Source organism: Microbacterium sp. NPDC091382, from assembly GCF_044757025.1.
Lineage (GTDB): Bacteria > Actinomycetota > Actinomycetes > Actinomycetales > Microbacteriaceae > Microbacterium.
Map to the genome: position 1 here is coordinate 119,242 of NZ_JBIVUD010000002.1, position 20,821 is coordinate 140,062.

The following is a 20,821-nucleotide window of genomic DNA, read 5'->3' on the forward strand; positions in this document are numbered from 1 at the left end:
ACGGTCCTAGGCTGAGGCCATGGTGAGCCTGACTGCCGACATGAGTCCTCTGCACCCCGACCGCAACCTCGCGCTGGAGCTCGTCCGCGCGACGGAGGCGGCCGCGATCCGTTCGGTCCCCTTCATCGGACGGGGAAAGAAGGAACTCGCCGACGGCGCCGCGGTCGACGCGATGCGCGCGTTCCTCACGACCGTGAACTTCGACGGCGTGATCGTCATCGGTGAGGGTGAGAAGGACAACGCCCCGATGCTGTTCAATGGAGAACGCGTCGGCACGGGCCGAGGGCCGCAGTGCGACATCGCCGTCGACCCCATCGACGGTACGACGCTGACCGCCGAGGGACGCAACAACGCGCTCTCCGTCATCGCGGTCGCCGACCGCGGCGCGATGCTCGATGCATCGACCGTCTTCTACATGGACAAGATCGTGACCGGACCTGCCGGCGTCGGGGTCGTCGACATCCGACTGCCCATCGCCGAGAACATCCATCGCCTGGCCAAGGCGCTGGGCAAGCCTGTCGACGAGCTCGTCGTCTCGGTGCTGAACCGCCCGCGGCACGCGCAGCTCATCGACGAGATCCGGGATGCCGGGGCCGGCACTCGGCTCATGAGTGACGGCGATGTCGCCGGCGGTATCAATGCGGCGCGTCACAACGCCCGTACCGACATGTGCGTGGGGATCGGGGGCAGCCCGGAGGGCATCGTGACCGCTTGCGCCATCAAGGCGCTCGGCGGGCACATCCAGGGCCGCCTGTGGGCCCGCGACGACGATGAGAAACAGCGCGGCATCGACGCCGGTCTGACGCTCGACGGCCACGTGTACGAGGCGGACGATCTGGTCCGCGGGAACAACACGCTCTTCGTGGCGACAGGCGTCACGAACGGCGAACTCGTCGGCGGTGTACGTCGGGCCGGAGACTTCGTCTACACCGAGAGCGTCGTGCTGCGCGGGGCGTCGGGAACCCTCCGGCGGATTTCTTCGGAGCACCTGACCTCGAAGTGGCTGTGACGCTCGATCCGAGCTGCGGATCGCCGTAGCGGACACGCGCGCGAGGCGTCAACCCAGGATCGATCGCACGCGCTCTGGCACAATGGGCGATGGTGTCAGCTGTCCCCGGCACTCGCCACCGCCCTGTCAGGAGTCCCATGTCCACCGCATCCAGCAATCCGCGAACGGGTCAACTCTCGCTCACTGGCCACTTCCCGGCCACGCCGACCGGGCAGATCCCCATCGTCGGTCAAGCGACCGGCGGAGTGCGTCCGGTGACCGCTCAGGTTCCCGTGGTGGACGATCCCGCTCGCCGGCCCGACGTGCTGTTGCGGCGTCGCATGCCTCCGGGGCACGAGATCAGCGCATGGTGGATGATCGGCGCGTTCGTCGCCGTGTCCGCCGGCGTCGTCGGTCTCATGACGTTCTTCCCCGCCTGACCTCTTCTGTCAGTCGGTCCCGCAAATCGCCGACATCCGCCGTGTGCGGCAGGTCGTCCAGGAGTTCCGGGGCGGTCAGTCGACGCGTGGTCGAGTCGATCGGCTGCGGAGTCGACAGCGTTTCGAGTTGTGTGTCGTCGATCCCGGGGAACTTCCGCGCGCTGACGAGGACACGCGTCTCGAGCGATCCGACGAACCGGTTGTAGCTGTCGACGGTGCGCTCGATGGCGCGGCGGAGGTCGTCGGCGTGTCCGGCGAGTGACCCGAGCCGGTGGTACAACTCGTTCCCCAGATCGAAGAGTCTGCGCGCTTCGGTCGAGACCTCCTGCTGTGTCCACGTGTAGGCGACGGTCTTGAGGACGGCCCAGAGGTTCACCGGTGACGCCAGCGCCACCCGCCTTCCGAAGGCGTACTCGAGCAGGGCCGGGTCCTCCTCCAGCGCGGCTGCCAGCAGCGACTCGCTCGGGATGAAGCAGACGACGAATTCCGGGCTCGACGGCATCCCCGCCCAGTAGCGCTTCTTGGCGAGGGCGTCGATGTGAGCGCGGACGGCGGCGACGTGTCTCGCCAGCAGCCGCGATCGTCGCGCCGCTTCCTCGCCGACCGCGGTCACGGGGATCGCGCTCGCTTCGAGATAGGCATCGAAGGGGGCTTTCGCGTCGACGGCGAGGGCTTTCTGCCCCGGGAGGCGGACGATCAGGTCCGGTCGTCCACTCCCGGCATCCGAGGAGACGGACGTCTGCGTATCGAAGTCGACGTATCGCGTGAGGCCCGCCGACTCGACGATGCGGCGCAGCTGCGTCTCGCCCCAGACCCCGCGTGTTCCGTTGAAGCGGAGCGCGCCGGCGAGCGATTCGGTCGTCGCCCGAAGGGCATCGTCGGATTCCGCAGCGCGCCGCAACTGCTCGGCGAGGGAGCCGAACTGCTCGTGTCGGTCCCGCTCGAGATGGTCGACTTTCTGCTGCATGGCGGAGAGGGTCTCCTGCACGGGGGCCAGCGCGCGAAGGACCGTCTGCTCGCGCCGCTCGCGCTCGTCGCGCGCCGCCTGCTCGGCGTGCACCCGGCTCGTCACCTCGCGATGGAGGGCCCGCTGTTGATCGAGCTGCGTCTGGAGGGCGTCCTTGGCCGACTCGGCGGCTGATGCGCGCGCCTGCAGTGCGACGCGGCGGTTCGCCTCGCGCGCGGCGACGAACGAACCCGCCGCCAGCGCGCCCGCAACGAGACAGGCGAGAGCGAGGGCGGTGACGAAGGCGGCATCCATGACCCTCATCGTGCCGGAGGCCACCGACATCCGGAGTGTGCCGCGCGGCCTGGGCCCGGTCAGGCCGCCGAGGCCGGTACGGGATGCGGGATCTGCGGGATTCGGACGCCGAGGAGCATCGCCAGTTCCACGAGATCCTGTGCGCCGGCGCGCGCGGCGGAGTCGATCACGATGTGGGCGCAGGCGAGGGCATCGGCGGTCGCATCGTGATGCGGGAAGTCCAGGTGTCCGGCGGCCGCGGCGACGAACGGCAGCCGATACGACGGCAGATCGTACGTCTTCCGCGCGACGTGCAGGCTGCAGAGGTACCGCGCGGGCGGTGCGACATGGCCTGTGACCTCGCACGCGCTGCGAAGCACCCGCATGTCGAAGCCCGCGTTGTGAGCGACGAGGATGTCGCCGCCGACGAAGTCGAGCAGGCGGGGGAGTTGATCGGCCCAGGTGTCCGCCGTCACGACGTCGTCCTCACGAATCCCGTGGATGCCGACGTTGATCTCGAAGAACCGGTCGTGTCCTGCCGGCGGGCGGATGAGCCACCCTTCGGACGCGACGACCTGACCGTTCCGAACGCGGGCGAGCCCGACCGCGCAGGCGGAGGCGTTGGAGGAGTTCGCCGTCTCGAAGTCGATCGCGGTGAAGTCCAGACCCATGCCTTCACCCTCGCCGCGGGTGCCGCCCCAGCGATGGAGGCGCGCCGTGTCCCGGTCTCACCCGGATCCCGGCGCGGGCTCTCGCCGCCCGCCGCGTAGAGTGGATGCCCGTGGCTCTCACCATCGGAATCGTCGGACTGCCCAACGTCGGCAAGTCCACCCTCTTCAACGCTCTCACCAAGAACGACGTGCTCGCGGCGAACTACCCGTTCGCGACGATCGAGCCGAACGTCGGCGTGGTGAACCTGCCCGATCCTCGCCTCGACACGCTGGCCGAGATCTTCTCCTCGGAGCGGATCCTGCCGGCGACCGTGTCGTTCGTCGACATCGCCGGCATCGTGCGCGGCGCCAGCGAGGGTGAGGGGCTCGGCAACAAGTTCCTCGCCAACATCCGCGAGGCCGACGCCATCGCGCAGGTCGTGCGCGGGTTCGCCGACGACGACGTCGTGCACGTCGACGGCGCTGTGAACCCGAAGAACGACATGGAGACGATCAACGCCGAACTCCAGCTCGCCGACCTCGAGACGCTCGAGAAGGCGATCACGCGCTACGAGAAAGAAGTCCGGGGCAAGAAGCTCGACCCGTCGGTCCTCGAGGCCGCGAAGGCCGCGCAGGAGGCGCTCCAGCGGGGTGAGCTCCTCTCGGCATCCGGGATCGATCTGACGCCCATCCGCGAGCTGGGCCTGCTCAGCGCGAAGCCGTTCATCTTCGTCTTCAACGTCGACGAGGCGGTGTTGACGGATGCCGCGCGCAAGGCCGAACTGGCCGCGCTCGTCGCGCCCGCGCAGGCCGTGTTCCTCGACGCGAAGATCGAGTCCGAGCTTGCGGAGCTCGACCCCGAGGACGCGGCGGAGCTGCTCGCCTCGACCGGTCAGGACGAGTCGGGCCTCGACCAGCTCGCGCGCGTCGGATTCGACACCCTGGGCCTGCAGACCTACCTGACGGCGGGCCCGAAGGAGGCTCGCGCCTGGACGATCGGCAAGGGCTGGAAGGCGCCGCAGGCCGCGGGCGTCATCCACACCGACTTCGAGAAGGGCTTCATCAAGGCCGAGGTCATCTCGTTCGAGGACCTCGTCGCGGCGGGGTCGGTCCAGGAGGCGCGCGCCAAGGGCAAGGCGCGTCTCGAGGGCAAGGACTACGTCATGCAGGACGGCGACGTCGTCGAGTTCCGCTTCAACAACTGAGGATCCCCATGACACAGATTCAGCGCCAGGTGTTCGACGCCGAGGCTCGTGCCATTCCGTTCATCGACGAGGGGGACGGTCCCGCCCTCGTCCTGCTCCCCGCGCAGGGGCTGGATGTCGCCTACCTCGGCGGTCTCGCCAGCATCCTCGAGGAGGAGGGTTTCCGCATCGTCCGCATCGGGTCGCGCCGGCCCGGCGGCGATGTGGCCTCCATGCACGATCTCGCGACGGACGTCGTCGACGTCCTCGACCACCTCGAGATCGGTTCCGCGTGGATCGGCGGTCACGCGTTCGGCGGTGCCGTCGCTCGCACCGTGGCGCTGGATCACCCGGGCCGCGCGAACGGCGTCCTCCTTCTCGGCGTCGAAGCCGCCCGTGCGCTCGATGACGACGCGGCTCGTGCGCTGCGCAGCGCATTCTCCGCTCCGGTCGACGCACCCGACCCCGACGCCGTCCGCGCGCTCGTCGGGCCGGGGATCTCGATTCCGGTGGCCTGGGACGTCTTCGCACGCTCGCGCGACCTCGACGTCGAGGAACTGCAGAGCGCGGCGCTCGCCTCGACTCCGGTGACCGAATGGGCGAGTCTCGCCGCATCCCTTCCGATCCTCATCATCCAGGGTGCCGACGATCCCATCACCCCGCCTGCGAACGGCGACGACCTCCAGGCGACCGCCGCGGATCGGACGAGTGTCGTCCGGCTGCCGGACGCAGGGCACCTCTTCCCGATGACGCACCCGGGGGAGACGGCTTTCCAGATCGAGGACTACCTCGGCTGGGACTGACGCCCTTCGACGCGTCAGCGTCGAAGCGTCTCGTGGGGCAATTCGCCGAATGCCGATCGGTAGTGCTGCGCGAACCTCGGCAGGTGTGCGAATCCCCAGCGCCGGGCGACCTCGGCGACCGTCGTGGCGTCGGCATCCGCCCTCACGAGGTCCTGCCGGACGGCGTGGAGCCGTTCGGTGCGGACGTAGGTCGCCGGCGTCACTCCGAAGGTGCGCTGGAACGCGCTCTGCAGCCCTCGGACGCTGAGCCTCGACGCCGCGGCGATGTCCGCGACGCTCAGCGCTTCGCCGAGGTTGTCGTCGACGAACGCGACCGCTCGACGGAGGCCTCGCGAGCCGACGGACGTCTCCTCGACATCCGCATGGATGCCGAAGGTGCTGACGGTGGCGGCGAACACGGCGTCGACCGCCGCCTGACGGATCAGGTCGTTGTGAAGCAGCGTCTCGTCGTCGAAGATCCGCCCCACGTGGGTGATCGTCGATTCCCAATGGCGCTGCAGCTCCGGCGTCAACGCGCCGGAGTGCGGGAACCGGCCGCGGGCGTCGAGGTCCAGTCCCGTGAACGCCCCGAGAGCCGGGAGTCCCATCCCGACCACCTCGGCATTGACGGAGGAGGACCACGTCTCCGCCGTGCCCGGGCTGAGGAGGAACGGCGCGTCCACATCGACCCGCGACCCGTTCGACTCCGCGCGGAGTCCGCCGTCATCGAGACGCGCCACGCCGACGTACCCCCGAACGTCGATGTGCGAGTGTAGGAAACCGGTCGTCCGGAACCGCGAGACCTTCAGTCGCTCATCGCCCACGATCCGCTGGCGGAGCGAGAAGGCGCCGTCCGTCTCCCTGATGGATGCCCCGGCGGCGACCTCTCGCAGCAGGACGGCCGCGGCGCCGGGGTCGTGAGCTTCGCGCGTCACGTCGACGACGTGAAGCTCGGGGTCAAGAGGCATGGGTCATCTCTCCGATGTCATTCCAGCGCTTCGCTGGGAGCGCGGGTGGCGGAACCCTGCGGCTCGGGGATGACGTACAGGCCGGACGGGGAATTGGCGACGTGGCTGAGTGCGTCCAGCCATGCGGGGTTGAGCGACGGCTGGCGGCTTCCAAAGTATTGCCAGTTCAGATCCGCGCCGGGGTGCAGCCACACCACCTGCCGACCGTCGCCGAGGCTCTGATCGTTGCGCCACATGAACGTGAAGGCCTCGCCACGGCGCAGCTTCGTGGTGATCACGAGCTGCAGATGCGCGAGAAGTCGATCCTCGAACTCGGCGCGGATGCGGTCGTTGTAGATGAACTTGCCCACTGTGTCCTCTCGGGGTCGTGATATCCATTATGCGCACACGATCCGCAATGCGCAGAAACACAAGGGGCCGTCCTTCCCGTGCGACACGTAGGGTCGGACCAGGTGCAGTCGGACCGCAGCCGACTGGGGAAGAGAAGGACAGCGTGCCCGCGCTTCGTGAGCATTTCCGCTCCGCCGATCTCGGCGAGGCTGAGGCGTACATCACCCGCAGCTACGGGAGCGTCGACCTCGAGGCCCAGGACCTCGTGTTCGAGGAATCGAGCGTCGGCGACGATCGGTTCGGTCTCCGAAATCTCAACATCCGCGGCGGCTACAGCGCCGCGTGCGACCTTGATGCCGTCATCGTGGTCCACAGCGACGCGCGTTACGAATGGGAGATCGACGGTGAACGCGGTGACGCGGCGACCCCGGTCCTCTTCCAGCCGGGCTCGACCCTCGCCTGCCGGCTCCAGGACACCCGCGTCCGCGTCGTCGCCCTACCCATCGACGCGCTGACGGACCTCGCGCGGACCGTCTACAACGACGACACCGTGACGGTCCGTTTCGACGGCACGCGCGCCGCCGACCCGACGCTGCTGCGCGCGTGGCAGTCGGCGTCGGCGATGGCCTTCGCCGCCGGCGACGCTCTCGACAACGACCTCGCGAGGGCGTCGCTGTTCCGCTCGATCGCGGTCTCCACCCTCGAGGCGTTCCCTCTCATCGGGGATCGGGCCGACCGCGTAGAGACCGTCGCCCAGCAACAGCGGGCCTACCGCGCCGCCGTCGCGTTCTTCGAGCAGAACGCGTCTCTGCCGATCACCGTGGACGACGCCGCAGCGGCCGCCGGAGTCGGAAGCGCGGCGCTTCATCGCGCCTTCCGGGCGCACTCCGTGGCCGGGCGCACGCCGATGGATCATCTCACCGCCGTGAGGCTGGACGCGGCGCGCGCCGAGATGATCCGGACGGCGATCGGTTCGGTCGAGGACCTCGGCAAGATCGCGTTGCGTTGGGGATTCACGGCCGCTGCCCTCCGGCAGCATCACCTGGCCGCCTACGGGACCACCCCCGAGGACCTGCTCGGCGTCTGAGATCCGCCCGAAGGCAGTCGCTCAGTCCGCCTCAGCCTCGGGTTGACCCTGGCCCGGGCCGGGGCGGAACGTCGCATCGTCGGCGATGTCCACCCGGGTGACCCCGTCGTGCTCGCTCACCAGGTAGTGGGACTCCGCGGAGGGCGCGCCGCGGTCCTCAGGCTGCTCGAGGTCAGGGGAGCGGTCTTCCGGGTCTGTCGATGTCGTGCTGTCGTCGATGTCCACGTCGGCGTCCTTTCCGGGATGTCGTGACGACCACGGTAGGCGCGTGTCCGATGCGGCGCCCGGGGGTTGCTCCTGCGCCGACCGAGCGATAGGTCGGCGCAGACGGCACATAGCGTCCGGTGGCACGCTGGAGGCATGCCCGCTGTCCTGCCCCGCCCGAACCCCGTCCGCTCCGCTCTCTCCCGCATCGCGGCGGCCTCTGCCGGCGTCGCGGCGCTCCTGATCCTGGGACTGGCCGGCCCGGCTTTCGCGCACGATGAGCTCATCGGCAGCACCCCGTCGGCCGACGAGCAGCTGAGCACGGCGCCCACGTCCGTCGTGCTCACCTACTCGGCAGCGATCATGCACGAGGGCTCCGAGGTCGTCGTGGTGGATGCCGCGGGCAAGGACTGGGCCGAGGGCACGCCCGTCATCGACACGAACACGCTCACTGTCCCCCTCGCCACCGGTATGCCCGAGGCGGGCTATCTCGTGGAGTGGCGGGTCGTCTCGAGCGACGGGCACCCGATCAGTGGAACGATCCCCTTCGCCGTCGGCGATGCGACGCCCCTGCAGACGTCTCAGGCGACGCCGCAGCCCGGCGCCGATGCGACGTCGGTGGTCCCCTTCGTCGTCGGCGGCATCGTCGTGATCGTGGTCGTCGTCGTGATCGTCGCGGTCGCGGCCGCCCGTCGACGCGCGACGCCCCCGACACGCGACTGAGTCGGCGTCGGGGGCGTGATGCTCGTCGTCAGACGGTCTGGGCCGAGTGCGGCCCTTCGGCGATCTCCTCGACCAGCTTGGCGTTGAACGCGGGGAGATCATCGGGCGTGCGGCTCGACACGAGGCCGGCGTCGACGACGACCTCCTCGTCCTGCCAGGTGGCTCCGGCGTTGACCAGGTCGGTGTGCAGGCTGGGGTAGCTCGTCAGCGTGCGGCCGCCGAGGACGTCGGCCTCGACGAGGAGCCAGGCGGCATGGCAGATGGCGCCGACGGGCTTGTGCTGCGCGAAGAAGTCGCGCGCGAACCGCACGGCTGCGGTGTCCAGCCGCAGGTCGTCCGCGTTCACGACGCCGCCGGGGAGGACCAGGGCGTCATAGTCCGCCGCGTTCGCGTCACCGGAGATGGCATCGACGGGCTGCTCGTGCCCGTTCTTGCCCGTGATGGTTCCCGCTTCGGGGGCGATCATGACCGCGGTCGCCCCGGCATCCGTCACCGCCTCCCAGGGGGAGGTCAGCTCGCTGTCTTCGAATCCGTCGGTCGCGAGGAACGCGACGCGCTTTCCGCTCAGGGTGCTCATGGCCCCGACGATAGGCGTCGGACCGCGCGCGTTTCAGGCCCTTGACCCTCGCGCCGGTGCCGGTTAGGCGGGCGTAGCATGGACGCCATGGCCACCTCGAACCTGCCTACCCCGACCCTGCAGCCGCTCTCGACGCTTCCGAACGCGACCGAGCAGACGAACGCCGTCGAGCTCGTGGACGAGGGCGCGACGTGCTGCGGCGGAGGGTGCTGCAGCACCGACTGATCAGTGCGCGATGGCGGGAGACTCGCCGGCGTCCGATTCCGCAGGCTTCCGCACGAACAGCGCCAGCACGACCGCTGCGCTGGCCACGATCGCCCCGATGACGAAGGCCGCGTGGACGCCGTCCGCCTTCGCCAGCACCTCGTCCGTCCCGTCGGCCAGTCGGGCCGCCGTCGTGACGGTCATGATCGCGACGAACAGGGCGGTGCCGGCCGCGCCGGCGACCTGCTGGAGCGTCCCCACGGTCGCCGACCCGTACGGGTAGTACCGCCGGGGGAGCGAGCCGAGCGCCGACGTCAGCAGCGGCGTGAAGGTGAGGCCGAGGCCGAGGTTGAGCAGGAGGTGCACACCGATGACGAACGGCACCGTGGTGTTCACGTCGAACAAGGTCATGCCCCACAGCGCCGCAGCCGCGATGACCATGCCGGGGATGACGAGCGGCGTCGGCCCGACGCGGTCGAAGGCGTTGCCGACGAAGGGCGCCATGACGCCCATGAGGATGCCGCCGGGAAGCAGCATCAGGCCGATGCCCAGGACGTCGAGTCCCAGCACCTGCTGCAGATAGATCGGAAGGAGGACGATCGAGCCGAACAGCGCGGCGAAGACGACCACGACCAGTACGACCGCGAGCGAGAACGCGCGTGTCTGGAACGTGCGGAGATCGAGAAGTGCGCTGTCGGTCTTCTGCAGGTGCAGCTGACGAAGGACGAACAGGACGAGGGCGGCGGCGCCCACCACGAGGGGGATCCAGGGCTCGACGGGCGAGTGCCCGGACGCCGACTCGCCGATCGCGCTGAAGCCGTAGATGAGTCCGCCGAATCCCAGGGCGGAAAGCGGGACGGACAGCACGTCGAACCGGGCCTCGGGACGCGTCTCGGTCACATTCTTGACCCAGACCGCCCCGAGAACGATTGCGATGAGGGAGATCGGCAGCATCACCCAGAAGATCGCGTGCCAGGTGAGGGTCGAGAGGATGAGACCCGATACCGTCGGTCCGATCGCGGGCGCGACGGCGATCACGACGCTGATGGTGCCCATCATGCGGCCACGGTGCGACGGCGGGACGATGTTGAGCACCGTGGTGAACAGCAGCGGCATCATGATCGCGGTGCCGCTGGCCTGCACGATGCGGCCCGCGAGCAGGAATCCGAAACCGGGCGCGAGGGCTGCGACCAGGGTGCCGGCGGCGAACAGGCTCATCGCGGTGAAGAAGACGGTCCGCAGCGGGAAGCGCTCCAGCAGGAAGCCGGTCAGCGGGATGACGACGGCCATCGTCAGGAGGAAGCCGGTCGTGAGCCATTGGCCGGTCGCGACGGTGATGCCGAGGTCGGCGACGATGTCGGTCAGTGCGACGCTCATGGTCGTCTCGTTCAGGATGACGACGAAGGCGGCGACGACGAGCAGGGCGATGACCGGACCGGTCCTCTGCGGTGCCGACACGGGCGGAACGGTGGGCGTGGAGGCGGTGTCCGAGAGGGGCACGGGAATCCTTCGAGTGGGAGGGGCGGTCGGCGCGGAAGGCACACGGGCGACACGCACGTCGCGAGTCGTTCAGCCTAACGGATGCCGGTGCCGCGCCATTCCCGCCGGTCCACCGCACTCGCGCGGGGTTATGGTGACGGGATGAGCATGGGCGGGCCCGGAGGCTTCCGAGGAGGGTTCCGCGGCATCGATGAGGACGCGCAGCGCCGGCGCAACGCCTCGGCACCCCGCATCCCCGATCTCGGTCGCCGTGTCGTCGCCCTCTTCCGTCCCTACAGGCGTCGGCTCGCGGTCACCGCGCTCCTCGTCGTGGTCGGCGCGGCGGTCGGCGTGATTCCGCCGCTGCTCGTCCAGCGCATCTTCGACGATGCGCTCTTCCCCGTCGACGGGTCGCCGCCGCAGCTCGGGCTCCTGGGCGTCCTGGTGCTCTCGATGATCGGCCTGTTCGTCCTCGGCGCGGCGCTCGGGATCGCACAGACGTGGCTGACCTCGACGGTCGGCAACCGGGTGGCCGGAGACCTGCGCGTGCGGATGTTCGCGCATCTCCAGTCGATGGACCTCGGCTTCTTCACCCGGACCAAGACGGGCGTCATCCAGTCCCGGCTGCAGAACGACGTGGGCGGGGTGTCCGGCGTGCTCACCAACACGGTCACGAGCATCCTCGGGAACACCGTGACGGTGATCTCGGCGCTGGTCGCGATGCTCCTGATCGACGTGCGCCTCACGCTCATCGCCGTCGTCATGATGCCCGTGCTGATCCTCGTGCAGCGTCGGGTCGGTCAGGTCCGCGCCCGTATCGCCGGGCAGACGCAGGAGTCGCTGTCAGAGCTCAGCGCCATCACGCAGGAGACCCTGAGCGTCTCCGGGATCCTGCTGTCGAAGTCCTTCAACCGGCAGCGCGCCGAGTCGGAGCGCTATGCCGCCGAGAACCGCACCCAGATCGGTCTGCAGGTGCGCCAGGCGATGAGCGGCCAGGGCTTCTTCGCCGTCGTCCAGATCATCATGTCCTCGGTCCCCGCCGTCATCTATCTCGTGGCCGGCTTCTTCATCACGGGCGATGCGGTCCCCATCACCGCGGGAGCCGTCGTCGCGTTCACGACCGTGCAGGCGCGGCTGCTCATGCCGCTCATGGGCCTGATGCGCGTCGCGCTCGACGTGCAGACCTCGCGGGCCCTGTTCGCCCGGATCTTCGAGTACCTGGACCTGCGCCCCGCGATCGCCGACACCGCCGACGCGATCGACGTGACCGAGGCCCCCGGACCGGTAGGGCGGATCGAGTTCCGCGACGTCTCGTTCCGCTATCCCGATGCCGGGGCGGAGAGTCCCGCGACCCTCGACCGCGTCTCGTTCGTCGCGGAGCCGGGTCAGCACGTCGCCTTCGTGGGTCCCTCCGGCGCGGGGAAGACGACGATCCTCTACCTGGCGCCCCGCCTCTACGAGCCGACGGCGGGACGCGTGCTGTTCGCCGGTGCGGACGTCCGTTCGCTCTCGCAGTCCTCGATCATCGACCGCATCGGCATCGTGTCGCAGGAGACCTACCTGTTCCACGCCTCGATCCGCGACAACCTCCGGTACGCGAGGCCGGAGGCGACGGATGCCGAGATCGAGGCCGCCTGCGTCGCAGCGAACATCCATCACGTCATCGCCGGCTTCGAGGACGGCTACGACACGATCGTCGGCGAACGCGGCTACCGCCTCTCGGGCGGTGAGAAGCAGCGCATCGCGATCGCGCGCGTCCTCTTGAAGGACCCGCCGGTCCTGCTGCTTGACGAGGCGACCTCGGCGCTCGACACGGTCTCGGAGCGGGTCGTCCAGGAGGCCATCGACGAGGCGGCGCGCGGGCGGACGACCCTCTCCATCGCGCACCGGTTGTCGACGGTGATCGCCGCCGACGTCATCCATGTCGTCGATGCGGGACGCATCGTGGAGTCGGGGACGCACACGGAGCTGCTGGCGGCGGGCGGTCTCTACGCCGAGCTCGCGGCGCAGCAGGTCGCCGCGGCGCATATCGACGGGGCGGGTTAGGTCGACGGGGCGGGTTAGGTCGACGGAGCGGGTTAGGTCGACGGAGCAGGCTGAGTCGACGGCGCCGACTGAGGCGGTGTCACCACGGCCGCGCCGCGGCCAACAGCGGAGCGGATGCCTCATCGAGGACGACGCCCTCGTTCTCGGCTCGCTCGATGAGACCTCGTGTAAACGCGCCGAGGAGCTGCCGGTAGGTCTCGTCGGGGTGATGCTCCGCGACCCGGACGAGGGCCGGGACGTCCATGTCGAGGATCAGTCGCACGCGGGCGCGCGCCGCCTCGGCGAAGCCGGCGTCATCGAGGACCGCGAGCCCGCCGCTCATGCCGTCCAGGTAATCCTGGAGGACGGGGACGGCATGGCGCCGCTGCGTGATCGAGGTCCCGTCCGCCCGTTCTCGCCAGTGGACGACGACGTCGGGGACGACGTCGATGGCGGATGCCGCCGCGTAGAGCTGCTGCGCGACGACCTGATCTTCGTACGCCCGGTCCTCGGTGAACCGCAGGCCCTCACTGCGCCACAGGTCGATGCGACTGACCTTGGACCACGCGACGATGTTCCCCGACACATCGGGATGTTGCGAGAGCGTCGTGCGGCGCCGGGCGGGGGAGGTGGATGCCGCGACCCACGGCTGGACGACACCGGGGGCGTAGTGCCCCGCGGCATCCGCTCGCAGTCGGACGTACGCGCCGACGGCGACGTCACTGTCCGACTCCTCGAGGCTGCCCACGAGGGTGCCGAGCGCGGCCGGCAGCATGACGTCGTCGGCGTCGAAGAACGTCACGAAGGGCGTCTCGACGAGGTCGAGCGCCTCGTTCCGGGACGCGCCGAGGCCGCGCGCGACGTCATGGCGCACCAGGGCGAACCGCGGGTCCGCAGCGCTGGTCGCGGCGAACACCTCGGCTGTGTGATCGCGGGACGCGTCGTCGACGAGGATCGCGCGGAAGTCGTCTCGCGTCTGTGCGCGGAGAGAAGCGAGGGCCTCATCGGCGAACGCGCCGACGTCGCGTCCGGGAACGATGACGGTGACGGTCGGAGTGCTCATCAGCGCGATCGTACCGCCGCCACCGATGCGGCGACCGCGTCGGCGAGCGGGGTCGGTTCGATCCTCGCCTGGTGACCGAAGCTGAACCGCACCGACGTCTGTGCGACCTCGGGTGCGATCCCGAGCGCCACGAGCACGTGGGACGGCTCGTCGCTCCCGGCCGCGCACGCGGAGCCGCTCGAGGAGACGACGCCGCGCCGTTCGAGCTCGAGCAGGACGGCTTCGCCGCTGACGCCGGCGAAGGTGAAGCTCGCGGTCCCCGGCAGACGGTGGACGGGGTGACCCGTCGCACGCGCCTCGGGGATCAGCGCGAGGACCCGGGCCGTGAAGGCGTCGCGAACCGCCGTGACGCGCTCCGCCGCGCCCCGGCGCTCCGCCTCGGCGAGCTCGAGCGCGACGGCCAGCCCCACGGCGCCCGCGACGTTCTCGGTGCCGCTGCGGCGGTCGCGTTCCTGACCGCCGCCGTGGAGGAGAGGCTCCAGGGGGATGCGGCCGCGCAGTGCGAGAGCACCGATGCCCTGCGGTGCGCCGACCTTGTGCCCCGCGATCGAGAGCCCGTCGGCGCCCGTGCCCGCCAGCGGGAGCCAGCCGGCGGCCTGGACGGCGTCGAGGTGGAGGGGGATGCGCGTCGCCGCCGTGACTGCCGACAGCGCCGCGGCATCCTGGACCGTCCCGATCTCGTTGTTCGCGTAACCCAGCGAGACGAGCACGGTGTCCTCCCGCAGAGAGGCGGCGAGGCTCTCGGGCGACACGAGACCATCGGCGTCGACCGGGAGGCGTGTGACCGTCACACCGTGGATCCGCTCAAGGAACTCTGCCGACGCGAGCACCGACTCGTGCTCGATCGCGCTCGTCACGATATGGCCGGGGCGTCCGCTCCCGAGGAGCGCGGCGAGGGCTACCCCCTTCAGGGCGAGGTTGTTCGCCTCGGTCGCACCGGAGGTGAAGACGACGTCTCCCGGCCGCATACCGACCACCGCAGCGACTCGTCGCCGCGCATCGTCGAGGGCAGCAGCGGCATCCTCGCCGACCGAGTGGTGGCTCGAGGGGTTGCCGTAGCGCTCGCCGAGGAACGGCAGCATCGCGGCCCGCACCTCGGGCCGGACGGGGCCGGTGGCCGCGTGATCGAGGTAGAGCACGTCAGTCGCCGTCGATGCGGACGTCGAGGCCGAGGTCGAGCGCGCGGGCCGAGTGGGTCAGCGCGCCGACCGAGATGACGTCGACCCCGGTCTCGGCGATCGCGCGCACGGTGTCGAGGGAGACACCGCCGGATGCCTCGACCGTCGCACGCTTCGCGACCTGCGCGACACCTGCGCGAAGGTCGGCCGGCGTGAAGTTGTCGAGCATGACGGTGCCGATGCCGGCGGCCAGCACCGCCTCGATCTGGTCGAGCCGGTCGACCTCCACCTCGATGTGGGCCGTGTGCGGCAGACGGGTCTTCGCGTCGATGAGCGCTTCGGTGACGGACAGCCCGGAGCGCGTGAGGACGGCGAGGTGGTTGTCTTTGGCCATGACCGCGTCCGACAGCGAGTGCCGGTGGTTGGCGCCGCCGCCGCTGCGCACGGCGTGGCGCTCGAAGGCGCGCAGGCCCGGTGTCGTCTTGCGGGTGTCGGCGATGCGGACGCCGGTGCCCGCGACGGCGTCGACGTAGGCGGCGGTCACGGTCGCGATGCCCGACATGCGCTGGACGAAGTTCAGTCCGACCCGTTCGGCCGTGAGGATCGCGCGGGCGGGGCCCGTCACGACCGCGAGGACATCGCCCGGTGCGAACCGATCCCCGTCCTCGGCGCGCATGTCGGCCTCGATGCGGTCGTCGGTGAGGACGAACGCGGCGGAGAACACGTCGCCGCCGCTGAACACGCCCGATTCGCGCGCGACGAGTTCGGCGGTGGCGGTGGCGGATGCCGGAATGAGCGCCTCGCTCGTGATGTCGCCCCAGGGGGCGTCCTCGAGGAGCGCAGCGCGGACGGTGGTCTCGATGACCGCGGGCGAGAGCATCACGCAGCCCCTTCCAGATCGGGTCGGACGTGCGTATCGGCGGAGTCCGGGTCGTCTGTGCGGTGGTGGGAGCCCACCGAACCGGTCCGTTCGATCGCCGCAGCGACCATGAGTTCCGCGACGACCAGGAGGTTGGCGTTCTCGTGCTCCCTCGCGGTCACGGGGTGCGCCGTGAAGGCGTGCCAGGCGGCGAGTGTGCGGGAGGCGCGGCGGAGACCGTCGCCATTGCGCATCACCCCGGCATCCGTCCACATCAGTTCCTGCAGTGCGCGCCGGCTGAAGGGCGGGTGCGGGATGCCGTCGGTCGCCGTCTCTGCGACGGCTCCGATTCCGGCGGTCACCGGCCATGCCGCACCATCGGTCGCAGCCGCGTCTCCGGCGCGGGCGCCGAACACCGCTCCTTCGAGCAGGGAGTTCGAGGCCAGGCGGTTCGCGCCGTGCACGCCGGTGCGTGCTACTTCACCGACGGCGTAGAGACCGGGGACGTCGGTGCGCCCGTCGAGGTCAGTGACGACGCCGCCCATCAGGTAATGCGCCGCCGGCGTCACGGGAATCGGCTCCCGCGCCCAGTCGAGCCCGCGGGCACGGACGGCGGCGTCGATCGTCGGGAACCGTTCGGCGAGGAACACCGCACGCTCGTCGGGATCGGCGCTGTGCACCGCGGTGGCGTCGAGCAGAACCGGTCGCCCACCCTGACGCGCCATCGCGGCGGTCATCGCGCGGGCGACGACGTCGCGGGGCGCCAGCTCGCCGGCCGGGTGGGCCTCGAGCACGAAACGGCGTCCGCTCTCGTCGCGGAGGACCGCGCCCTCGCCCCGCACGGCCTCCGAGACCAGGAAGGCACCGCCGACGGCGAGCACCGTGGGGTGGAACTGCACGAACTCGAGATCGCGGACGGCAGCGCCGGCGCGCACCGCGAGGGCGATGCCGTCGCCGGTCGCCACGAGAGGGTTCGTCGAGTGCGCGAACACCTGACCGGCGCCACCGGTCGCGAGGATCACGGCGTCCGCCTCGACGCGCTCGCCGCCCAGGAGCTCCACACCGACCACGCGTCCGCTCCGGCGCACCAGGTCGGTCGCGAAGGAGTGCTCGAGGACACGGATGCCGCTGCGGCGGATCCGTTCGACGAGCGTGCGCTCGATCTCGGCCCCCGTCGCGTCGCCGCCGGCGTGCAGGATCCGGGGGAACGAGTGCGCGCCCTCGAGCCCGGTCCGAAGCGTCCCGTCGGCCTCTCGGTCGAACTGCACGCCGTCGTCGATGAGATCCCGGATCCGGTCCGGCCCCTCCGTGACCAGGACGTCGACGGCCTCAGGGTCTGCGAGGCCGGCACCGGCAACGAGCGTGTCGCGCGCGTGGTCGGACACTCGGTCGTCGGGGGAGAGGACACCCGCGATGCCTCCCTGCGCGTACCGCGTGTTCGATTCGCTGAGCGCGTTCTTGGTGACGACGGTCACCGCACAGCCCCCGGCGTCCGCGTGGAGCGCGGCGGTCAGCCCCGCGATCCCCGAGCCGACGATGACCACGGCGGTCACGGCTTGGCCGCCAGCATCCGCTCGAGGGCGGCACGCGCCGGGTCGGCGACGTCGGCGGGAACCGTGATCCTGTTGCGGACCTCGCCGGCGACGAGTCCTTCGAGTACCCAGGCGAGGTAGCCCGGGTGGATGCGGTACATCGTCGAGCAGGGGCAGACGACCGGGTCGAGGCAGAAGATCTCGTGCTGCGGGAACTGCGCCGCCAGGCGCTGGACGAGGTTGATCTCCGTGCCGATCGCGAAGGTCGTCGGTTCGGTCGCGGCGGCGATGGCCTTGCGGATGTAGTCCGTCGATCCCGCCTCATCGGCAGCGTCGACGACCTCCATGGGGCACTCGGGGTGCACGATCACGCGCACATCCGGGTGATCCGCGCGCGCTTGGGTGATCTGACCGACCGTGAACCGCCGATGCACCGAGCAGAATCCGTGCCAGAGGATCACACGGGCGTCCTCCAGCTGCGCCTCGGTCGCGCCGCCGAGGGGCTTGCGCGGGTTCCACATCGGCATCCGCTCGAGGGGGACGCCCATCGCCTTGGCGGTGTTGCGGCCCAGGTGCTGGTCGGGGAAGAAGAGCACGCGCCGGCCACGCGCGAACGCCCACTCGAGCACGGTCCGAGCATTGGAGGACGTGCAGACGATCCCGCCGTGCCGGCCCACGAACCCCTTGATCGCGGCGGACGAGTTCATGTACGTCACGGGGATGACGGGGAGCAGCCCCTCGGCATCCGGGGTGTCCATGTCGCCGTAGACGTCGGCGAGCTGCTCCCAGCACTCCTCGACCTGGTCGATGTCGGCCATGTCTGCCATCGAGCATCCGGCGGCGAGGTTCGGGAGGATGACGGCCTGCTCGGGCCGGGAGAGGAGATCGGCGGTCTCGGCCATGAAGTGCACGCCGCAGAAGACGATCGCCTCGGCGTCGGGGTGCTCCAGGGCCGCGTTCGCGAGCTGGAAGCTGTCGCCGACGTAGTCCGCGTGGGTGACGACTTCTTCGCGCTGGTAGAAGTGTCCGAGCACGACGACGCGCTCGCCGAGGGTCCGCTTGGCGGCGACGATGCGCGCGGCGAGGTCGGCCTCGTCCGCCTCGCGGTACTCGGCCGGGAGCTGCCCCTGTCGCGGCGCGCCCGCGGGGATGACGTCGCCCATCGACGAGCCCGGGCCGTAGCCGGGGCGGGAGTCGAAGGTCCAGGGGGCGGCGGCGAGGTCGGTGTTGCAGGTCTCCGCGACGACCTCACCGCTGACGATGGCCTGGATCTCATGGTCGACGCTGGGATCGATCGGGCGGGGCAGCAGGGTGACGCGGGTTGCGCTCATGTCGGTTCGGGTCCTTCACTGCGGGAGCGGGCCGCGATCGGCCAGCTCGACGTCCTGGTTGTAGCGGTAGAGGCGGGCGGGCCGGTGACTGCCGGTGCGGAAGTCGTCGGTGGGGATGAGGGTGCCGGACCCCTCGACCTGGCGGCGGAAGTTCGCGGGGTCCAGGCGCCGGCCGAGGATGGCCTCGTACACCTCGCGCAGCTCGGCGAGGGTGAAGAGGTCCGGGAGGAAACCGTGGGCGATGCGGCTGTAGCCGACCTTGTTCCGCAACCGCCACAGGGCGTAGTCGACGATGTGGTTGTGGTCGAACGCGAGCTCCGGCAGGGCGGTCGCGTCGAACCATGCCACGTTGTGCAACTCGGTCGCCCGCGTGATGTCCTCCCGCACGAGCGCCCAGTAGACGACCGAGACGACGCGGCCGGGGGAGCGTCCCACGTCACCGAAGGCGTAGAGCTGCTCGAGGTAGCTCGGAGCGAGCCCCGTTGTCTCGGCGAGCGTGCGGGATGCCGTCGCCTCGATGGGCTCGGCGGGGTCGCCCCATCCGCCGGGGAGGGCCCATTGCCCTTCGTGCGGATCGCGGGTGCGGCGCACGAGGGGGAGCTCGATGCGTGCGTCGTCCGCGTCGCGACGGAGGCGGAAGATCACGGTCGACACGGCGACGCCGATAGGGGAGGAGGATGTTCTTGTCATGGTGACCTTAAGTGGTGAGACGATCTTAGAGTCACGATGACAAGAACGGCAACACGAACCGATTTCACAGCGGGTGCGTCCTACGCTGATCACGAGGAACCGCCGGCTCTCCCGGGCGGACTCGTCAAGGGAGGCCCGTCGTGCTCGTCGTCGACATCATCGTCGTGCTCGTGCTCATCGCCGCACTGTTCGGTGGACTCCTCCGGGGCCTCGTCGCGACGGCGGGAACCCTGATCGGCGTCATCCTCGGAGCCGTGATCGCCGTCTGGCTCACACCCGTCATCGCGCCGACATTCGCCGGCTGGGAGTATCGCAGCCTGGTGCTCGCGGTCATCGCTCTCGGCATCGTCATCCTCCTCGCGTCGCTCGGCACGGCTGTCGGCAGACGCCTGCGCCGCGGGGTGGACCGCGCCAAGCTCGCGCCCCTCGACCGGATCCTGGGCGGCCTCGTGAACACGGTCGCAGCGGCGATCGTCCTCATGCTCGCGAGTGGTGCCATCGTCGGGTCCGGGATGCCGGTGGTCGCCCCCGCGGTGGCCTCCTCGCGCGTGCTGGGAGCGATCGATGCCATCACCCCCGCCCCGGTGGACTCGGCGCTCGCCGAGCTCCGCGGCTTCATCGTCGACGAGGGCATCCCGCGCGTCGGGGACCTGCTGGCACCCGAAGTCGAGCCGACGGCGCCCCCGGTGTCGCTCGACGATCCGCAGCTCGAACGGGCCGCGGCATCCGTCGCCCGGATCAGCGGCAACGCCTATGCCTGCGGAGCGTCGCTCACCGGTTCGGGCTTCGTGGTCGCGAAGGACCTCGTCGTCACCAATGCGCACGTCGTCGCGGGCGTCGACGCCCCGCTCGTCGAGCTTCCGGGACGGGATGCGGAAGAGGGGCGCGTCGTCTACTTCGATCCGATCGACGACCTCGCCGTCATCAGCGTCTCGGGCCTCGATGCGCGGCCGCTGCCGATCGCCGGCGACGTCGCGCCGGGCACGCCGGTCGCCGTCCAGGGCTATCCGCTCGGCGGGCCGTTCACGAGCACCTCGGCGTACGTCCTCTCGGTGGGCAACGCGATCGTGTCTGACATCTACGAGGACAGCTCGCAGCCGCGCGAGATCTACGCGCTCGAGGCGGACGTCCGCCCGGGCAATTCGGGCGGCCCGCTGCTGACCGCCGAAGGCGAGGTGACCGGCCTGGTCTTCGCGCGGGGGCAGGACGACGCGACGCGCGGCTATGCGATGACGACGGAGGAGCTCCGCCCCGCGCTGAAGGTCTCGCCGGACGCTGCGACCGTCTCGTCGGGGAAGTGCGCGCGCTGACCCCGTATCGGCGCCGCCGACCCCGGTGATAGGCTCG

The 20,821-nt window shown here is 70.3% G+C and carries 22 protein-coding genes; 9 read left to right on the forward strand and 13 right to left on the reverse strand.

Features of this window, described 5'->3' with window-relative positions; genetic code table 11:
- The first annotated feature begins 19 nt into the window (after positions 1–19).
- Both glpX and ACIQLK_RS07995 read left to right on the forward strand, forming a co-directional pair.
- A complete protein-coding gene (gene glpX / locus ACIQLK_RS07990) occupies positions 20–1,009 on the forward strand; it encodes a class II fructose-bisphosphatase (RefSeq protein ID WP_400364034.1) in 990 nt (329 codons plus the stop codon).
- A 137-nt stretch (positions 1,010–1,146) separates the two neighbouring features.
- On the forward strand, positions 1,147–1,428 hold the full coding sequence (locus ACIQLK_RS07995; RefSeq protein ID WP_400364036.1) for a hypothetical protein: 282 nt from the start codon (positions 1,147–1,149) through the stop codon (positions 1,426–1,428).
- On the opposite strand, the gene rmuC is transcribed toward ACIQLK_RS07995, so the two are convergent.
- Together rmuC and ACIQLK_RS08005 are read right to left on the reverse strand one after the other, a co-directional pair.
- On the reverse strand, positions 1,406–2,719 hold the full coding sequence (gene rmuC / locus ACIQLK_RS08000; RefSeq protein WP_400364037.1) for a DNA recombination protein RmuC: 1,314 nt from the start codon (positions 2,717–2,719) through the stop codon (positions 1,406–1,408). The two genes, ACIQLK_RS07995 and rmuC, sit on opposite strands and share 23 nt — an antisense overlap.
- Before the next feature lie 29 nt (positions 2,720–2,748).
- Entirely contained in the window at positions 2,749–3,339 is a 591-nt protein-coding gene (locus tag ACIQLK_RS08005) for a 3'-5' exonuclease (protein ID WP_400364039.1), read from the reverse strand.
- Positions 3,340–3,449: 110 nt separating this feature from the next.
- Between ACIQLK_RS08005 and ychF the strand changes: the two genes are divergently transcribed.
- Both ychF and ACIQLK_RS08015 read left to right on the forward strand, forming a co-directional pair.
- Positions 3,450–4,523 carry a redox-regulated ATPase YchF gene (gene ychF, locus ACIQLK_RS08010; protein WP_400364041.1) on the forward strand — a complete coding sequence of 358 codons (1,074 nt, stop codon included), beginning with the start codon at positions 3,450–3,452 and terminating at the stop codon, positions 4,521–4,523.
- Between the two features lie 8 nt (positions 4,524–4,531).
- On the forward strand, positions 4,532–5,305 hold the full coding sequence (locus ACIQLK_RS08015) for an alpha/beta fold hydrolase (protein ID WP_400364043.1): 774 nt from the start codon (positions 4,532–4,534) through the stop codon (positions 5,303–5,305).
- A 14-nt stretch (positions 5,306–5,319) separates the two neighbouring features.
- Here the strand turns inward: ACIQLK_RS08015 and ACIQLK_RS08020 are convergent, their stop codons facing one another.
- On the reverse strand, positions 5,320–6,252 hold the full coding sequence (locus tag ACIQLK_RS08020; protein WP_400364045.1) for a helix-turn-helix transcriptional regulator: 933 nt from the start codon (positions 6,250–6,252) through the stop codon (positions 5,320–5,322).
- 17 nt (positions 6,253–6,269) lie between these two features.
- Positions 6,270–6,602 carry an ATP-dependent DNA ligase gene (locus tag ACIQLK_RS08025; protein WP_400364046.1) on the reverse strand — a complete coding sequence of 111 codons (333 nt, stop codon included), beginning with the start codon at positions 6,600–6,602 and terminating at the stop codon, positions 6,270–6,272.
- Positions 6,603–6,745: 143 nt separating this feature from the next.
- Between ACIQLK_RS08025 and ACIQLK_RS08030 the strand changes: the two genes are divergently transcribed.
- Entirely contained in the window at positions 6,746–7,669 is a 924-nt protein-coding gene (locus ACIQLK_RS08030) for a helix-turn-helix domain-containing protein (protein ID WP_400364047.1), read from the forward strand.
- A 21-nt stretch (positions 7,670–7,690) separates the two neighbouring features.
- Here ACIQLK_RS08030 and ACIQLK_RS08035 read toward each other — a convergent pair whose 3' ends face one another.
- Positions 7,691–7,894 carry a hypothetical protein gene (locus ACIQLK_RS08035; protein ID WP_400364049.1) on the reverse strand — a complete coding sequence of 68 codons (204 nt, stop codon included), beginning with the start codon at positions 7,892–7,894 and terminating at the stop codon, positions 7,691–7,693.
- A 135-nt stretch (positions 7,895–8,029) separates the two neighbouring features.
- Here ACIQLK_RS08035 and ACIQLK_RS08040 point away from each other — a divergent pair, with 135 nt between their 5' ends.
- Positions 8,030–8,596 carry a copper resistance protein CopC gene (locus ACIQLK_RS08040; protein ID WP_400364051.1) on the forward strand — a complete coding sequence of 189 codons (567 nt, stop codon included), beginning with the start codon at positions 8,030–8,032 and terminating at the stop codon, positions 8,594–8,596.
- A gap of 28 nt (positions 8,597–8,624) precedes the next feature.
- Here ACIQLK_RS08040 and ACIQLK_RS08045 read toward each other — a convergent pair whose 3' ends face one another.
- Positions 8,625–9,173, reverse strand: coding sequence for a type 1 glutamine amidotransferase domain-containing protein (locus tag ACIQLK_RS08045; protein WP_400364052.1), 549 nt, complete (start codon positions 9,171–9,173; stop codon positions 8,625–8,627).
- Between the two features lie 87 nt (positions 9,174–9,260).
- Here ACIQLK_RS08045 and ACIQLK_RS08050 point away from each other — a divergent pair, with 87 nt between their 5' ends.
- A complete protein-coding gene (locus ACIQLK_RS08050) occupies positions 9,261–9,398 on the forward strand; it encodes a hypothetical protein (protein WP_400364053.1) in 138 nt (45 codons plus the stop codon).
- Here ACIQLK_RS08050 and ACIQLK_RS08055 read toward each other — a convergent pair whose 3' ends face one another.
- On the reverse strand, positions 9,399–10,877 hold the full coding sequence (locus ACIQLK_RS08055) for an MDR family MFS transporter (protein WP_400364054.1): 1,479 nt from the start codon (positions 10,875–10,877) through the stop codon (positions 9,399–9,401).
- A gap of 147 nt (positions 10,878–11,024) precedes the next feature.
- Here ACIQLK_RS08055 and ACIQLK_RS08060 point away from each other — a divergent pair, with 147 nt between their 5' ends.
- Positions 11,025–12,902: an ABC transporter ATP-binding protein gene (locus tag ACIQLK_RS08060; RefSeq protein WP_400364914.1), complete on the forward strand. Its 1,878-nt coding sequence runs from the start codon at positions 11,025–11,027 to the stop codon at positions 12,900–12,902.
- Between the two features lie 79 nt (positions 12,903–12,981).
- On the opposite strand, the gene ACIQLK_RS08065 is transcribed toward ACIQLK_RS08060, so the two are convergent.
- The 6 genes from ACIQLK_RS08065 to ACIQLK_RS08090 are packed head-to-tail and all read right to left on the reverse strand — an operon-like array spanning position 12,982 to position 19,474.
- On the reverse strand, positions 12,982–13,944 hold the full coding sequence (locus tag ACIQLK_RS08065; protein ID WP_400364055.1) for a glycosyltransferase family 2 protein: 963 nt from the start codon (positions 13,942–13,944) through the stop codon (positions 12,982–12,984).
- A complete protein-coding gene (locus tag ACIQLK_RS08070; protein WP_400364056.1) occupies positions 13,944–15,083 on the reverse strand; it encodes a cysteine desulfurase family protein in 1,140 nt (379 codons plus the stop codon). The genes ACIQLK_RS08065 and ACIQLK_RS08070 overlap by 1 nt, the downstream gene beginning before the upstream one ends.
- A gap of 1 nt (position 15,084) precedes the next feature.
- The gene (gene nadC, locus ACIQLK_RS08075) at positions 15,085–15,942 is read right to left on the reverse strand and encodes a carboxylating nicotinate-nucleotide diphosphorylase (RefSeq protein WP_400364057.1); all 858 of its coding nucleotides are present in this window, start codon (positions 15,940–15,942) and stop codon (positions 15,085–15,087) included.
- The gene (gene nadB / locus ACIQLK_RS08080; RefSeq protein WP_400364058.1) at positions 15,942–17,474 is read right to left on the reverse strand and encodes an L-aspartate oxidase; all 1,533 of its coding nucleotides are present in this window, start codon (positions 17,472–17,474) and stop codon (positions 15,942–15,944) included. Before nadB ends, nadC begins: the two co-directional genes overlap by 1 nt.
- A complete protein-coding gene (gene nadA, locus ACIQLK_RS08085; RefSeq protein WP_400364060.1) occupies positions 17,471–18,784 on the reverse strand; it encodes a quinolinate synthase NadA in 1,314 nt (437 codons plus the stop codon). Before nadA ends, nadB begins: the two co-directional genes overlap by 4 nt.
- A 15-nt stretch (positions 18,785–18,799) precedes the next feature.
- Positions 18,800–19,474 carry an NUDIX hydrolase gene (locus ACIQLK_RS08090; RefSeq protein ID WP_400364064.1) on the reverse strand — a complete coding sequence of 225 codons (675 nt, stop codon included), beginning with the start codon at positions 19,472–19,474 and terminating at the stop codon, positions 18,800–18,802.
- Between the two features lie 140 nt (positions 19,475–19,614).
- On the opposite strand from ACIQLK_RS08090, the gene ACIQLK_RS08095 reads away from it, so the two are divergent.
- Positions 19,615–20,784, forward strand: coding sequence for a MarP family serine protease (locus ACIQLK_RS08095; protein WP_400364067.1), 1,170 nt, complete (start codon positions 19,615–19,617; stop codon positions 20,782–20,784).
- The last annotated feature ends 37 nt before the right edge of the window (positions 20,785–20,821 follow it).

Excerpts from the sequence above, each read along its gene's own strand:
- ACIQLK_RS08065 (WP_400364055.1), bottom strand. The coding sequence starts at position 13,944 with ATGAGCACTCCGACCGTCACCGTCATCGTTCCCGGACGCGACGTCGGC.
- ACIQLK_RS08050 (WP_400364053.1), top strand. The coding sequence starts at position 9,261 with ATGGCCACCTCGAACCTGCCTACCCCGACCCTGCAGCCGCTCTCGACG.
- ACIQLK_RS08060 (WP_400364914.1), top strand. The coding sequence starts at position 11,025 with ATGGGCGGGCCCGGAGGCTTCCGAGGAGGGTTCCGCGGCATCGATGAG.
- nadC (WP_400364057.1), bottom strand. The coding sequence starts at position 15,942 with ATGCTCTCGCCCGCGGTCATCGAGACCACCGTCCGCGCTGCGCTCCTC.
- ACIQLK_RS08090 (WP_400364064.1), bottom strand. The coding sequence starts at position 19,474 with ATGACAAGAACATCCTCCTCCCCTATCGGCGTCGCCGTGTCGACCGTG.
- ACIQLK_RS08015 (WP_400364043.1), top strand. The coding sequence starts at position 4,532 with ATGACACAGATTCAGCGCCAGGTGTTCGACGCCGAGGCTCGTGCCATT.
- rmuC (WP_400364037.1), bottom strand. The coding sequence starts at position 2,719 with ATGTCGGTGGCCTCCGGCACGATGAGGGTCATGGATGCCGCCTTCGTC.
- ACIQLK_RS07995 (WP_400364036.1), top strand. The coding sequence starts at position 1,147 with ATGTCCACCGCATCCAGCAATCCGCGAACGGGTCAACTCTCGCTCACT.
- ACIQLK_RS08045 (WP_400364052.1), bottom strand. The coding sequence starts at position 9,173 with ATGAGCACCCTGAGCGGAAAGCGCGTCGCGTTCCTCGCGACCGACGGA.
- ACIQLK_RS08040 (WP_400364051.1), top strand. The coding sequence starts at position 8,030 with ATGCCCGCTGTCCTGCCCCGCCCGAACCCCGTCCGCTCCGCTCTCTCC.
- glpX (WP_400364034.1), top strand. The coding sequence starts at position 20 with ATGGTGAGCCTGACTGCCGACATGAGTCCTCTGCACCCCGACCGCAAC.
- ACIQLK_RS08020 (WP_400364045.1), bottom strand. The coding sequence starts at position 6,252 with ATGCCTCTTGACCCCGAGCTTCACGTCGTCGACGTGACGCGCGAAGCT.
- ACIQLK_RS08005 (WP_400364039.1), bottom strand. The coding sequence starts at position 3,339 with ATGGGTCTGGACTTCACCGCGATCGACTTCGAGACGGCGAACTCCTCC.
- nadA (WP_400364060.1), bottom strand. The coding sequence starts at position 18,784 with ATGAGCGCAACCCGCGTCACCCTGCTGCCCCGCCCGATCGATCCCAGC.